Consider the following 14,060-nt stretch of genomic DNA (forward strand, 5'->3'; position numbering starts at 1 on the left):
CTGGCGACCTGACCATTGACAAGACCGATTACCTGACCAAAGTAGTACCCGGACAATTGGTAACTTATACCATTGTAGTTAGCAATTATGGTCCTGATACCGCTACTCACGCGCTGGTAGAGGATTTATTCCCCAGCAATCTGACAGACGTGAAGTGGACAAGTAAGGCAGCTAAGGGAGCGACAGACAATGAAGCCAGAGGAACTGACAATATCGAGGATTACGTAACCCTGCCAGCGGGTAGTAGCATCACCTACAAAGTGACGGGAACAGTAGTTGGTGGCCCTGCCAGCCACAAAGTTTCCGACTATCATAGAACCTTAACCAATACCGCGACGGTTACCGCCCCTTCTGACTTCACCGACACCAACCTCGAAAACAACACCGCCACCGATATTGACACAATCATGGCCGCACCCGGTGTCCGCAATGCTTATTTTTGGCAAAACACCAAATGGCAGAAATTCTGGGACGGCATCCAAGGTAACGAACCCTCCCAAAAAACAAGGCCGAATTTCCCAGGTAGCGACCTCTTACTCTCACCCTATACCAACTCTGCCCGTCCCGGAAAAGCCTTAGATCCGGTTACCCGTAGATACGGAGTGGGACTGCTCATAGGAGACTACAATCGCAATGGCAAAACTGACCGAGGAGAAGATACCCTCTTCTACACCCGCGCACAGGCACTTCAGATTGTTGATTCCTCAATGCACCCCAACAACCGAGACGCGCGTTACATACTCGGACGGGATTTAGTGACTAGCTGGCTGAATTACCTCGCTGGTAATTCGATTGATACCCCTAATTCTAACGATCAAGATGCTCGTGACTATATTAACGAGGGAATTCATTGGCTGCAAGCCTTAACGCCAGATCAAAATAGGGATGGCAAAGGTGATGGCTATCTGCAAGGATTAACAGGTAACGAAACCTCCAATTCACGGACTCCAAGGATTCTAGCTAGATCTTCCTACTGGAAATCTGGTATTTCCAGTGCATCGAATTTACCGAACCTCTATAAATCGAACACCGACGTTCTCTATCCTATAGACGCTGGCATCACTATTCACACACACCTGGATAATTACAACAACAATATCTTCTAAGTAGGGTTCTTAGGGAACACACAAAAAACAAATTACCCAATTTTGTGGGATGGGCATCCTGCCCGTCCTTGATGATTAGCGGGCTTTTCGTCCCGCACCACAAGAAATTTTTGGGTATTTTTTTAATTGGAAGTCCCTTAGGAATGTGAATTAAATAAGGTGCAAAAGTAGGGTGTGTTAGCGACAGCGTAACGCACCATTCCAGGTTACATCAGAATTGCAGGTTATTAAATTTGCGTTCCTTAGGGAACACAAAAAAACAAATTACCCAAAAATACTAGTACAAAACGGCGTAAATAAACCAACCATTCTAAATCCTCCAAAAGCCTATACTGTCTTCATTTCGACTTTTGACTTTTGACTTCCGCCTTGCGGTACTAGGGTGGCTTGGGACGGCAATCTTTGTCGCCCCAACCAGATAATATCTATTCTGGTTCATTGACAATCTCACTGGCTAAAGCCAGTGAGATTCTTGGTTCAACGAGTCCACTTAACTTAGACCCCTTGCGGTATTTAAGGAATGTGGATTAAATAACTTACAATTCTAAATGTTGTTGTGGTTTAGCAGTATAGTTCCACTGAGGCAAAAAATCATCAAAGAAAATCTCCATTGTTTCTTTAAAACCCTCAGCAACTTTCTTACTGGTTTGGTAGGCTTTATCAATGATGGTCGTAAAAACCTGTAACCCTTTCCGAGTAGTAGCTTTTGCCATCAGTTTAGCAACAGTGTTAACACTGTCGAAAATAACACCTTTACAAGCCCGACTTAGATGTGGAAACAGGCGATGCTCAATCGGATTGTACTTAGATGTATAAGGAGGATAGTGAGCAATGCGAATTTCAATTCCAATTTCATTCACCAAAGCTTGTAATGCTTCTTTGAATACATAGTAACGAGAACTGTTGCTACCACCACCATCACATAACAGTAGTATAGAGGTAGCCAATTGGTAGCGATTTTTGCCATAATTATTCCACCAATAACGGATTGAATCACAGGCAAATTCGCTGGTGTCATGGCTAGTACCAATTTGTATAAAACTAATGTTATTCTTTAAATCATATAACCCATGTGGAATTGCTATTCCTGTTGCCAAAGATGGAAAGTCGTGATCTAATACTTGGATATTTGATTAACAACACTGGATTTTTCTATTGTTTCTTCAGTGATGCGACGGTGTTGGGGTGCAAGTAGTCCTACTAAATAGCGATCGCTTACACTCTTTTCATCTAATTCTTCATCTTCACCACCAGCAGGACCGAGTAAATCTGCTATTATTACTACTTCTAATTCTTCTCGAATTTTATAAGCTGAAGGTATATTTGAACCATCATAGTCAACTAATAATAGCAGATAAATCATCAAATCATTTATTCATTATATGTCATCCTCAAATCTGTATTTCTCATAGACAATAAAACCAATAAAACACTTACATCCCGTACATCCTATAATCCTGTAAATCCTATAATCCTGTAAATCCTGATATGGCTAACACCACGCTACGCTATCAGACAAATAACAATTACCAAACACCACACAAAAAATATCAAAACCACATCCTGTAAATCCTCTAATCCTCGTCAAAGTTTTAAAAACCGAATTGAGTATTGAACCAATTCGTGCTGATTTTGTCACGTTTCTGAAAAGTGAAAACCAAATTTTACACATCGAATTTCAGACACTATCAACTTCTCGAAAACCCATTCCTTTGCGAGTTATAGATTATTATATCCGGTTAAAAAGACTCTACCCCGAATGTACCATTATCCAATTTGTGATTTTCCTCCAGGAAACAGAAGATAAAAATGCTTTTATCAATGTTTACCAAGATGTAAATACTACCCACTATTATCAAGTAATTAGAATGTGGGAACAAGACCCTGTTTTATTTCTTAATAATCCCGCACTCTTACCATTAGCACCATTAACCCGCACAAATGCACCTCAAGATTTATTATCGCAAGTTGCTGAAAGTGTTGCTAAAATTGAGGAAATAGAAATCAAGCGGGATATTGTAGCCTGTACTGAGATTTTAGCAGGTTTACGGTTTGAGAAAAAGCTGATTAGTCAATTACTTAGGGAGGATATTATGCGAGAATCAGTAATTTATCAAGATATTTTCCAAAAAGGTGAGAAGCAAGGTGAAAAACTCGGTAGGACAGAAGGTGAACAACGGACAATTATCCGTCAACTTACTCGTCGGTTTGGAGAATTAGATTCATCATTGGTTGATAAAATCAAAACTCTGAATATTGAAAAGTTGGATAATTTAGCAGACGCTTTATTAGACTTTTCAAATATCAATAATTTGGGAACTTGGTTAAATTCAAATCAAGATTAATCATCCCAAACATTGGTCATTTTATCATCATTATAGTCAGGGAATAAATTCCCTATCTGAAAGCTAAAGTCGGTTTTAACCGACTATTTTTTTACAACATCCTGAAAATCCTCAAATCCTAGACATTATCTCGACTAAGTAGGTGAGCGTTGAAAATTGTCGTTATGGCAAGGCAAAAGGCAAGAGGCAAGAGGCAAGAGTGAAGAGGGTTTGGGCGATTTTACATTTCTTTACACAGTTTGGTTTTATTGTGTTCACCTACTTATGGCTACGCCACGCAGGCTATCGCTCGATAACCACCTGATTCTGACAATTAATAATTACCAAACACCAAACAGAAAATTTATCAACAACATCCTGTAAATCCTTAAATCCTGGAAATCCTGATATGGCTAACGCCAGTGAGTGTAATATTTTTCACCTATTTGTTCTAGGTTTGCTGTTGATGTGGGGAAGGGGAATGTTTCAAAACCATCTGTTGGTGAATATCTAATACCTGCATCTCTCATTGTTGAACAAAATTGCCACGCCCAAAAGCTATGAATAGAAGAATTTAATAAGGCAAATATATTGTTAGAATTTATAGGAAATACAACTAATTGTTCACTAAAAACTTGTTTAGCAGGTGCAAAAGAAAAAATCAGTAATTTACTAACTCTAGGTGATACTAACACTCTTTCCATTTTTGCGATCGCACTATAAAGTTCTAGACCTCTTCTTGCATAAAGCCACCAATATTTTGCATAACCTTTTGCTGAAGAATCTGATTTTAAGCCTAATTTATCTCTTTCAGGTTTAACTTTTTCCTCTGTAATTGCTAAACAATCAGGATAATCACTTGCATAAGGTCTACCTTTAGGCTTTTTCAGATCATCATTTTCAGCATCTAAAGGCCAATCAAAAAAGTTAATTAGCCAACGATTTGGAGACTGATCAGGATTTGTATTCAAATCTTGTCCATTCAAATTTTTCATTTAATAAATCTTTAGCTTTGAGGAAAAAGTAAGCACAAAAATCAGCATTACCTTTTTTATCATCTGGAAAATTTGTCTGCATATTCCCCAATTACCAGTCTATTAACCGCTGACAAAACCGCGTTTAATTTGCTCGCGTTCAATGGCTTGAAATAAAGCCAGAAAGTTACCTTCCCCAAAACCTTGAGCCAGAGAACGACGTTCAATAAACTCAAAGAAAAAAGTTGGTTCTGAGAAAATAGGTTGGCTGAAAATTTGTAATAATAATTGTCCTGGGTGAGCATCTTCATGCCAGTCTACCAAAATTTGCTGGTGAGATATGGCTTTTAATTCTTGGAGTGAAAGAGAAAATTTATATCGTTGTTGTAGCTGGGAATAGTAACTTTGGGGAACAGAAAGAAAAGATAAACCAGCAGTCCGAAATTGAGAAATTGCATTCACAAGATCAGGTATCAATAAGGCAATATGTTGAATACCTGCACCTCGATTCACGTCTAGAAATTCTTGAATTTGTGAACTCGGCGAAGCTGGTTCATTAATTGGTAATTGAATATTGCCATGAGGTGAAATCATTACCTGACTATGCAAACCAGAACGATCAGTTTTAATATTAAAAGTCTGTTGAGGTTGAAAATCAAAGATTTTTTGATACCAATTAATAGCAGTTTCTAACTCACCAACCCCCACATTTAAAACTAGATGATCAATCGCCGTAATAGAATTATGTAAAATATTTTCGTTATCTTCTATTTTTGGTTTATTTTTAGTAATTAACGTATGATTTAAACCACCCCAAGCAGCAATTTTAGCATACTGATAAAATCCAGCATCTTGAACAGGTTGGAGAATCCTTGCACCATTGCTTATAGCCCTTACTATCACATCTTCCACATCATCAACTACAAAAGCTATATCAGCCACACCAGGAGGATGTTGACGCAAAAACTCAGCCACCGGACTAGTTGGTAAAATTGCAGAAGAAAGTAAAAAGTAGACAGATCCACTTTTCACCACTTCTGTACAAGTATGTAACGATTTTAGATGATGAAAAAACCTGGGAAAAATACCATCATTCACTGCTTGAAAACCAAGACAATATACAAACCAATCTCGCCACCTTTGGGCATCTTCGACATAAAAGTGAACGTGATCAATTTGCAGCATAATTTCTTTTAAATTCAGTATTTACAAAAACAGGGAACAGGAAGGATCAGGGAACAGATAAGAAACACTCATTTGCACCAGTTTAAATCTCAGTCAAAAAAAGATATTTTTAAAGCTGTGTAGCCCGAAAGAAACAGTGTCATTATTGCCATCTCATGTTTATAAACATGAGTTTTTTCTGTTCCCTGTTGCCCCTTCCCTGTTACCTCTGAATATCACCTTTATAGCGTTTCCCAGTCTAATGAAGTACACACCAATTTATTCACTGTTCCCTAAAACGAAAAAACTTTGTACCTGACTAGCATGAGAATTGCTATATCTATCACATACTAGAAAAACAAATGACTCTCAGGTTGAATATTAATTTCCATAGGTATAGCCTGTGGTTCAGCCGATAAAGCATAAAAAATAGCATTTGCCGCAGTCTCACAACTCAGCATCTTACTCCGATCTACTTTTAAATTTACCTTATCCCAAAAAGAAGAATCTATCCCTCCAAAGTAAAAAAGTGTCATTTTCACCCCAAAACGTTTCAGTTCTTCCGCTATACATTTACTAAAACCCACCACACCGAACTTAGACGCAGAATAAGCCGCAGCCATAGGCATTGAATGTTTACCAAGAATACCGACAACATTACAAATATGACCAGATTTGCGTTTTTGCATCTCCTTCGCTGCTGCTTGAGTCGTGTAAAAACAGCCTTTTAAATTTAGATCCAGCATTGCCTCTAAATCTGCCGATTCAATGTTATTGTAGGCTTTGAGAATCCCCGCTCCGGCTGCATTTACCAGGACATCAATTTGTCCAAACTGGGATATTGTTGCTTGGATTAACGCTTCCACCTGTTGAGGTTGAGTAATATCAGTGGGAACTGTCAGCACATCTGCTGATAGTCCATTTGCTAATGCAGCTAAACTTTCCCTGTCTCTAGCCGCAAGTACCAACCGCGCACCAGTGGAGGACAACTTACGAGTTAAAGTAGCACCAATACCACCAGTAGCACCGACAATGACAATAACTTTATCTTGTAACATCATCATATTTACATTTCTTTACAGACTATATTTATAGTACAGTCTATCTCGGTATTCTGGGTTTAACCAGAAGAAGGAGTCAGAAAGAGGGAAGAAGGAAAAAAGAATTATTAACCTATCTCGGTATTCTATGTTTCATCATCCCAATCAAATAAAACAGATAAATCATAGTTCAGATTTTTTCACACCCACCTCCCATCTTTTACCTAGCTGCTGAATTTGCAAAGAATTACAAGAATGTAAAAACTTCACAAAACTACCACCAATCTGCAATTGTTTTATTTGTTCCGTAATCGGTTGACCATATTGCTGATAAAACTTACTACCCAAAATACTAATATCCACAAATTGCTGATTATCTAATTTACTTAAAGCTGTCAAAATATTTTTAATCGCCTGTTCTAAATCTGCGGCAGAATTAATAGCAGGTAATCCGCTTGATATTGTAGCTTTTACATTAGCTTGACTATCTTCTGATTGGATTTGTTGATGTTCAAAGATTGTGACATATAATTCAGATTTCTCATCAATTTGATGAATGACAATTTCAGATGGATAGTTAATAAATACATCTTTGGCTTTTTTACCAGGAAAATGATGAGCAATAATTTGACTAATAGTTAATTGATGTTTGCTTTTAAATAATTTAGACAGAATCGAAAGTTTCACCCAATAACTAGCAGTTTGCTTTTGTTGTAATTTAATCAAACCCTTGATTTGAAAAATAAACTGCTCTATAGAAGGTATTTCTGGCGCAGGTTTCAGAGAATAATTAACAGTTTCACTGGTTGTACTATTAAATACCTTAATATTTTCTCCATGTTGACTAACTTGATAAACTAATATCCCATTTTGCTGTAACGTATTACATAAGTTGGTCATTACCTTATCTGAGGAACAAACAAACACTTCCTTAACATTAGGATAGCGCTCATGAATAGAAGAACCCACCGCAATCATTTTACCATCAGCATTATCTCTACCAGCAGGAACATGAATTAAATCATAGCCACGTTCATGTAATTCTACATCCAATTTTCCGCGATTTGACCAATTAGCAAAAGCAATTTTAACTTGTACAGGAGAATGACAAATTGTAGTTAAAAACTTTTCTGTATTCGTGTTCAGTTGTAAGTTTTCTGCATCTAAAAGCAAAATAGTTATATTTACAGATTGTCGTTGGGGTAAATGGTTTGTATTTACATCAATATTTTCGGAATTTAACTGCTCAATAACAGATATTAAATCTGATAGTATTTGTGAATCAAAAGCTGCGGGAACAAGCACTGCTTTAAGTGATGATTGCAGTTTTTGTAATAATTCGTCCCAGCTTTGAGTTTGGCTGAGTATAGCTCTAAATTTTGCACTTAAAGCCGATTTATTTGTAGATATTTGCCAGTTAATAGTCCGATATTTTGCAATCAGTAATTCTGGTTGCTGTTGTTGAATGGCAATAATTGATTGACAAATCTCGACGGAAATTTTTTGTAGTAAGGCAGAATCATGATAGGACATAGCTTACATCATACAGTAGAGCATCCTGGGCATAAAGTCTGAAGTCTGAAAATATACTTTTCCAGAATTTAACTTTCAGTAACTTCTATAACTTTAACTGTTACCTTACCTTGTGCCAACTGAATCACTAAATTTTCTCCTATAGTTAATTCTGATACAGAATGAGGAATTACACCATTTTCTGTTATCACTACTGCGTAACCACGCTGTAATACAGATTGAGGGTCAATACTAGCCAATTTCTGGCGTAACATTTCTAAGTGTTGATTGGCTTGTTGTAATTTTCCCGTTGTTACTTGTAATAATTGCCGCTGTTTCCAAGATAACTTGTCTCTTTCCTGTTCTACTTGTCTATCTAACCGCAATTGACGCAACCGATGTTTTAATCCTTGAAGTTGCTTTTCCCTAGCTGCTAATGATGAATTGACGGCTGTACACAAGCCGATAATTCGCTGTTGGTGTTGAATTTGTAAATCAGACAGTGACGGGACAACTGTTTCCGCTGCGGCTGTTGGTGTATGTACCCATGAATCAGCAACTAAATCTGTTAAGGATTCATCCCTTTGGTGTCCAATTCCTGTTATTACTGGTATTGGACAATTAGCAACAGCCATAACGACTCTTTCATCATTAAAACAAGCTAGTTCTTCAACAGCACCACCACCTCTCGATAAAATTAATACTTCTGCACGACCATCTTTTTTGACTCTTTCAATGGCTTTAACTATGGATGCTGGTGCTTGTTCCCCTTGCACTGTTGCGGGAGAAAATAAGATGTGTAAGCCAGGATATCTATGTTTGAGGGTTTTTTGAATATCACCCCAAGCGGCTGCTGTTGGGGACGTAACGACGGCGATAATTTGTGGATGTGGGGGAATGTATTTCTTTCTTTCTGTATCAAATAGTCCCTCAGCCTGTAAGCGATTTTTTAGTTGTTGATAGCGTAACGCCTGTAAACCTACACCCGCGGGTAAGGCTTGCCACACTGTTAGTTGATACTCTCCCCGTTGTGGATAAATCCGAATACTGCCTAAAATAATTAACTGTTCGCCAGCCACAGGCATTTGTGCCAATTTTGCTACTTGACTTTTCCAAGATACGCACTTAATAGAGGCTGTACTACCCGTATCTTTTAGTGTAAAAAATAACCCACTTTGGTGATGATTGGCGCTGGAAACTTCCCCAGTTACCCATACTTGTCTGAGAATTTCATCTTGTTCTAAGAGTAATTTTAGGTAGTCGGTTAATCCAGTTACGGAAAGGGCGGTATTAGAAAAGTCAAGGGTCATCCGATTTTAGATTTTAGATTTTGGATTAATTCTACTGATAAATTCTCTGGGTTTTAGCATCCAGAAATTATATTCATTGCGATGAATCAAAGGGAGACCAGACAGGAATTTCTGTGCAATTATTCAACATTTCCAATTCTTCTGGAGAAAGTTTTGAGGAATAATCATCTGTTGGGATGATTTTTTGTTGAGGATCTAAATTTTTGGTAAATTGTTGAATATATTCTTGAAGATGTTCTACTATTTGTTTTTGGATATTTAAGGGTAAGGTTTCGATTAATGAAATTAAGGTTTGGATATGAGGTGACATATTGATATACCAGGAGTCAGGAGTCAGGAGTCAGGAGTCAGAATTCAGGAGTCAGAAGTCTCTTAGCATATAACTTTTACTGTAAATTCTGGATCTCATTCAAGTGCATACCGCTATAAAGAAATTATTTTAATTGGGAAGAATTTAGTATACAGCGGTTATCACTGTTGATGCAATACAACTGAGGGCGCAGACCCTGCGCCCCTACCTCCTGAATTCTCACTCTAATTCTTCCATACTTTTGATCACTTCTACTAATTTCTGAAGATGTGCTAATTCATGGGTAGCCATTACAGACAGATATCCTAATCCGACTGGTGCTAACTGTGGGAGGAATAAGTAGTGAGACAGAATTAATTACACAATGTCATTGCGTAAGCATTGCGTGGCGTTAGCCATATGGAACGAAGTGAAATGAAGCAATTCCAAGGGTTGTGATTGCTTAGGAACGCAAATTTAATAACCTGCAATTCTGATGTAACCTGGAATGGTGCGTTACGCTGTCGCTAACACACCCTACTTTTGCACCTTATTTAATTCACATTCCTTAATAGAGGATACACTATGGTTAAGGGCAATGGGAAAAGGCAAAACTCAAACTGAAGCTATCAGCAAAGTTGTTGAACCCCACCCCGCAAGCGAGGAGGGAGCTATAATATTTTTAATCTTCATCATCAATCAGAATCTTGTTGTAAAATACGATTATTCAATCGCTCGTATTCATCCTCTAGTAGCCACATTTTCGCGGCTTCATAATTGTCACTGGCAAAGATGATTTTATAGTTTTGTGCAGGGTTATGGATACAGAATTTTCCTGATTGTTCTTTGACTAACATCAGAATATAAGGAGGAGATATCAACGTATCTACCCAGATTTCTGCAAACTCCCATTCAGTTTCTTGTTCTGATGTTTGAGAGATTTTAGTAGCTTGTACGGGGTTTTGTGCGAGGTATGACATGATATTTCCCTGTAGTTTTCTTAATTTTTATTTCACCGTAATGCAGGGGGATTTGAGTACCATCTGCTTTTAGTATATAACCAATTGGTTCAGCAAAATATAATCCATATCGCTCATATTTATCTTCTATATCTTCAGTTCCTGTAGGTTCTCCTCGGAGTTTTATTTCCGATGCAACTCTTTCCATTGTTTGTTGATCGTTAAATAAAAAAGCCATTCCTTCGGTTTCAAGTTCTCTTTGGGATTTTTTTGTTCCGGGAAGATGTTTTTCAATAAGACTGGTTCTGGATTCTAAGGTAATTTCACGATCAATTCCGCTCATCTTGATTTATTATTACTGGCGATGAAATTATACGATAAGATTGTTATATTTTTATCAGGAATCAATACTGCTCGGTTAAGCCTCAAAAAGTCATTATATGGTAGCGACTGTCTTGATGCAAGGAAACCCAACATTTCCTATAATTATAATTGTCAGAATCAGGATATCCAGGATTTAAGGATTTTCAGGATTTGATTTTTTGCTAAACCCCTATAATGGCTGAAAAAGAAAATCTCTTCCTTTTCTTCTTTGCGTCTTTGCTCCTTTGCGACTTTGCGCGAAATAATTTATCCACCAATTAAAGGATTAACGGGATTTTGTATGAAGTTTGATTTTTTGGGATGTGATATGAGAAATGTTGTTCCAGGAAAGTATTCAGTATTATTTTCTGTTCTAATTCAGGCATTACCGTAACATTCGATGCGAGCGCTGCTAAACTCAATAAAGCCTTACCCTTCCATACTTTTGATCACTTCTACCAATTTCTGAATATGTGCTAACTCATGGGTAGCCATTACAGATATTCTAATCCGGCTGGTGCTAACTGTGGGGGGACGAATGGCTGGGGCAAAAATTCCTGATTCTCGCAAATGCTTTCCGGCTGTTAATGCGGCTGCTGCATTAGATAATTGAAAACATAATATCGGCGATTCTGTGGGGAATAACTTTAAGTTAGGTAAATTATCTTGAATTAATTGTTTTAAATAATTGACATTTTGCCAAAGTTGCGATCGCCTTTCCGGTTCTTCTCGCACTATCTTCATAGCGGCTATTGCTGCTGCTGTATCTGCGGGAGAAAGGGCTGTAGTATAAATCCAACTGGGGGCGCGATTGCGTAAAAAGTCAATGAGAGAGCTACTTCCGGCTACATATCCGCCTAAACTCCCCAAAGCTTTACTTAATGTACCAATTTGAATTAATTCTCTACCTGTACAGCCAAAATGTTCTACACATCCAGCGCCAGTTTTTCCCATGACTCCCGTAGCATGAGCTTCATCGAGAAGTAGCATACTACTAAATTCTTCAGCTAAATCTAGCAGTTGGGGTAATGGACATAAATCACCATCCATGCTAAAGACGCTATCAGTGATGATCAAACAGCGGCGAAAATTTTTCCTGTGTTCCCATAACTTTTCTTGCAGTACTGCAGTACCACCGTGCGGATATTCCATGACAGTTGCACCGCTGAGAATTGCCCCTTTTTTTAAGCTGGAATGGTTATATTGATCAGATAAAATTAAGTCTCTTTTGCCGACTATGGCGGCGATTGTCCCTAAATTTGCCAAGTAACCAGAACTAAATACTAATGCGTCTTCGGTTTGCTTAGTAGATGCTATTCCCTGTTCTAATTCTCTATGTATTTCTCGATGCCCACTGAGTAATCTAGAACCTGTACTACCAGTGCCGAATTGTTGAATAGCAGTAATGGCGGCTATTTTTAAGCGTTCATCTCCTGCTAGTCCTAAGTAATCATTACTGGCAAAATTAATAACCTCTTGCCCAGATAATACCACAGTTGCACCGGGTTGGCTGTGAATCGGTTGCACGGACCGATACCAGTCAGCCCGATGAATAGTGGCTAAAGATTCATTTATCCAAGCATAAGGATTATTATTCATGATGAATTATGAACACTCTACTTCACTACTGCTAAGATAAGCGATCGCTTGTCTAATCCAATCTTCCACATAGGCATTTTTGGGTAAACCAATATCTTCGCTAACTACGTGCAGGGCGTTACTAACCTCATGGGCAGTATATCCCAAAGCAAAGAGAGTCATTTGCACTTCTTCTAAAATTCCTGGTGCAGGTCCACCCGTAGCGACGAAGAAGCCCGCTGATTTGCGCCATTCGATCAGTTTACTCTTGAGTTCTAAACAGATGCGTTCAGCGGTTTTCTTGCCCACTCCAGGAGCTTGAATCAGCATTTGGACGTTAGCAGCGACAATGGCTTGGACTAACTCTGGTAATTCCATTGTATCCAAGAGAGCGATCGCTAATGCTGCACCAATACCGCTAACACTGAGCAAATGGCGAAATAAATCCCGTTCGGAAGGAGAAGAAAAACCGTAAAGCATGGGTACTTCTTCCCGAATCTGGTAATGGGTAAAGATTTGGATCACATCCCCAGTTGAGGTTAACTGGTTAGCCAGACGTTGGGGAATTTGTAAATCGTAACCTGTGCCATTGACTTCTAAGGTCAAGATGACGCGATTAGGAGTAATGGCTTGGACACCGGCGACAATACCTTTAAGATAGCTAATCATTCTAGGAAACCAAAATATTTTAAACCTTCCATAATCCCAGCAGCACAACGGTTTTGGGCGAGGTAACGGTAGTCCGCAGGATGCTGATGATACCATTGGAGTAACTCTGGACGAGCATTCCCGACAATGATTCCCCGTTCCCTACCAACAGCGAATAAAGCAATATCATTACCCGAATCGCCACAAACAACAGTCTGCTCGGCTGCAAATTTCCACTTCTGTCGTAAAAACTGCATTGCTTGACCTTTATCGCTGGTATGGGGTAAAATGTCAAGGTCAATTTCACTACTATAGATTAACTTTACATTTAGTTGAGTTTTTTGCAACTCCGCTTCAAGTTGTGGTAAGATTCCCGACAATTCTGCTTTTAGGAAAAAACTGACCTTGAAAGGACGTTGTTCCGTATCTGGTTGTAGCTCTAATTCTAGGAATTGTTCAGTAATAGATAGGATTTTTTGCCTATCCCAACCTTGAGAAAGAATGTTTGACCATTCTGGGTCAGGAATATTGCTACCATCCAAATAGATTTCCGTACCTACAGACAGAACTAACGCATCTGGGGAAAAGAGATTTTGTTCCTGTTGGAGTTCGCGGTAAAGGACAGGCGATCTCCCGGTGGAGTAGACTATTTTTGTACAATATTGTTGACGATGACTTTGCAAGCGATCGCTCAACAATAATAATGCCTGATCATCCCCTACGAAGGTATGATCTAAATCGGTTACGAATAAGAACTTAGTCACAGTCAACTCCTTTTGTGAGGTTAATTCAC

General features: G+C 38.5%; 16 protein-coding genes. 2 read left to right on the forward strand and 14 right to left on the reverse strand.

The window, feature by feature from the left end; all coding sequences use genetic code 11:
* Nucleotides 1-1,106: DUF11 domain-containing protein (locus tag FJR37_RS14085; protein ID WP_168466298.1), on the forward strand; the 1,106-nt coding region annotated here is incomplete at its 5' end.
* A gap of 536 nt (nt 1,107-1,642) precedes the next feature.
* Here the strand turns inward: FJR37_RS14085 and FJR37_RS14090 are convergent.
* Together FJR37_RS14090 and FJR37_RS14095 are read right to left on the reverse strand one after the other, a co-directional pair.
* Complete coding sequence (locus FJR37_RS14090; RefSeq protein WP_072033623.1) at nt 1,643-2,203, reverse strand: ISAzo13 family transposase; 561 nt, start codon at nt 2,201-2,203, stop codon at nt 1,643-1,645.
* Between the two features lie 17 nt (nt 2,204-2,220).
* On the reverse strand, nt 2,221-2,469 hold the full coding sequence (locus FJR37_RS14095) for a hypothetical protein (RefSeq protein WP_039202239.1): 249 nt from the start codon (nt 2,467-2,469) through the stop codon (nt 2,221-2,223).
* Between the two features lie 241 nt (nt 2,470-2,710).
* Here FJR37_RS14095 and FJR37_RS14100 point away from each other — a divergent pair, with 241 nt between their 5' ends.
* On the forward strand, nt 2,711-3,451 hold the full coding sequence (locus tag FJR37_RS14100; protein WP_217355278.1) for a DUF4351 domain-containing protein: 741 nt from the start codon (nt 2,711-2,713) through the stop codon (nt 3,449-3,451).
* Between the two features lie 392 nt (nt 3,452-3,843).
* On the opposite strand, the gene FJR37_RS14105 is transcribed toward FJR37_RS14100, so the two are convergent.
* From FJR37_RS14105 to FJR37_RS14155, 12 genes are all read right to left on the reverse strand, one after another.
* On the reverse strand, nt 3,844-4,416 hold the full coding sequence (locus FJR37_RS14105; protein WP_200888952.1) for a type IIL restriction-modification enzyme MmeI: 573 nt from the start codon (nt 4,414-4,416) through the stop codon (nt 3,844-3,846).
* Nucleotides 4,385-4,507, reverse strand: coding sequence for a hypothetical protein (locus FJR37_RS27450; protein WP_256366883.1), 123 nt, complete (start codon nt 4,505-4,507; stop codon nt 4,385-4,387). Before FJR37_RS27450 ends, FJR37_RS14105 begins: the two co-directional genes overlap by 32 nt.
* Nucleotides 4,508-4,527: 20 nt before the next feature.
* Nucleotides 4,528-5,589 (reverse strand): 4-hydroxyphenylpyruvate dioxygenase, encoded by a 1,062-nt coding sequence (hppD, locus tag FJR37_RS14110; protein ID WP_174763422.1) that lies wholly within the window; start codon nt 5,587-5,589, stop codon nt 4,528-4,530.
* Nucleotides 5,590-5,918: 329 nt separating this feature from the next.
* Nucleotides 5,919-6,629 (reverse strand): SDR family oxidoreductase, encoded by a 711-nt coding sequence (locus tag FJR37_RS14115; RefSeq protein WP_174763426.1) that lies wholly within the window; start codon nt 6,627-6,629, stop codon nt 5,919-5,921.
* Between the two features lie 162 nt (nt 6,630-6,791).
* Nucleotides 6,792-8,141, reverse strand: a complete 1,350-nt coding sequence (locus tag FJR37_RS14120) for an NYN domain-containing protein (RefSeq protein ID WP_039202235.1) — start codon at nt 8,139-8,141, stop codon at nt 6,792-6,794.
* Nucleotides 8,142-8,209: 68 nt separating this feature from the next.
* Complete coding sequence (gene xseA / locus FJR37_RS14125; RefSeq protein WP_039202233.1) at nt 8,210-9,430, reverse strand: exodeoxyribonuclease VII large subunit; 1,221 nt, start codon at nt 9,428-9,430, stop codon at nt 8,210-8,212.
* 73 nt (nt 9,431-9,503) lie between these two features.
* Complete coding sequence (locus FJR37_RS14130) at nt 9,504-9,740, reverse strand: hypothetical protein (RefSeq protein WP_168466299.1); 237 nt, start codon at nt 9,738-9,740, stop codon at nt 9,504-9,506.
* A 674-nt stretch (nt 9,741-10,414) separates the two neighbouring features.
* Entirely contained in the window at nt 10,415-10,699 is a 285-nt protein-coding gene (locus FJR37_RS14135; protein ID WP_039202229.1) for a hypothetical protein, read from the reverse strand.
* On the reverse strand, nt 10,662-11,021 hold the full coding sequence (locus FJR37_RS14140) for a hypothetical protein (RefSeq protein ID WP_039202227.1): 360 nt from the start codon (nt 11,019-11,021) through the stop codon (nt 10,662-10,664). The genes FJR37_RS14135 and FJR37_RS14140 overlap by 38 nt, the downstream gene beginning before the upstream one ends.
* Nucleotides 11,022-11,470: 449 nt before the next feature.
* Entirely contained in the window at nt 11,471-12,640 is a 1,170-nt protein-coding gene (gene bioF, locus FJR37_RS14145) for an 8-amino-7-oxononanoate synthase (protein ID WP_168466300.1), read from the reverse strand.
* A 6-nt stretch (nt 12,641-12,646) separates the two neighbouring features.
* Entirely contained in the window at nt 12,647-13,288 is a 642-nt protein-coding gene (gene ruvA / locus FJR37_RS14150; protein WP_096668623.1) for a Holliday junction branch migration protein RuvA, read from the reverse strand.
* Nucleotides 13,285-14,031: a sucrose-phosphate phosphatase gene (locus tag FJR37_RS14155; RefSeq protein WP_096668621.1), complete on the reverse strand. Its 747-nt coding sequence runs from the start codon at nt 14,029-14,031 to the stop codon at nt 13,285-13,287. The genes ruvA and FJR37_RS14155 overlap by 4 nt, the downstream gene beginning before the upstream one ends.
* Between the last annotated feature and the right edge of the window lie 29 nt (nt 14,032-14,060).

Source organism: Aphanizomenon sp. UHCC 0183 (genome assembly GCF_009712065.1).
Taxonomy (GTDB): domain Bacteria; phylum Cyanobacteriota; class Cyanobacteriia; order Cyanobacteriales; family Nostocaceae; genus Dolichospermum; species Dolichospermum heterosporum.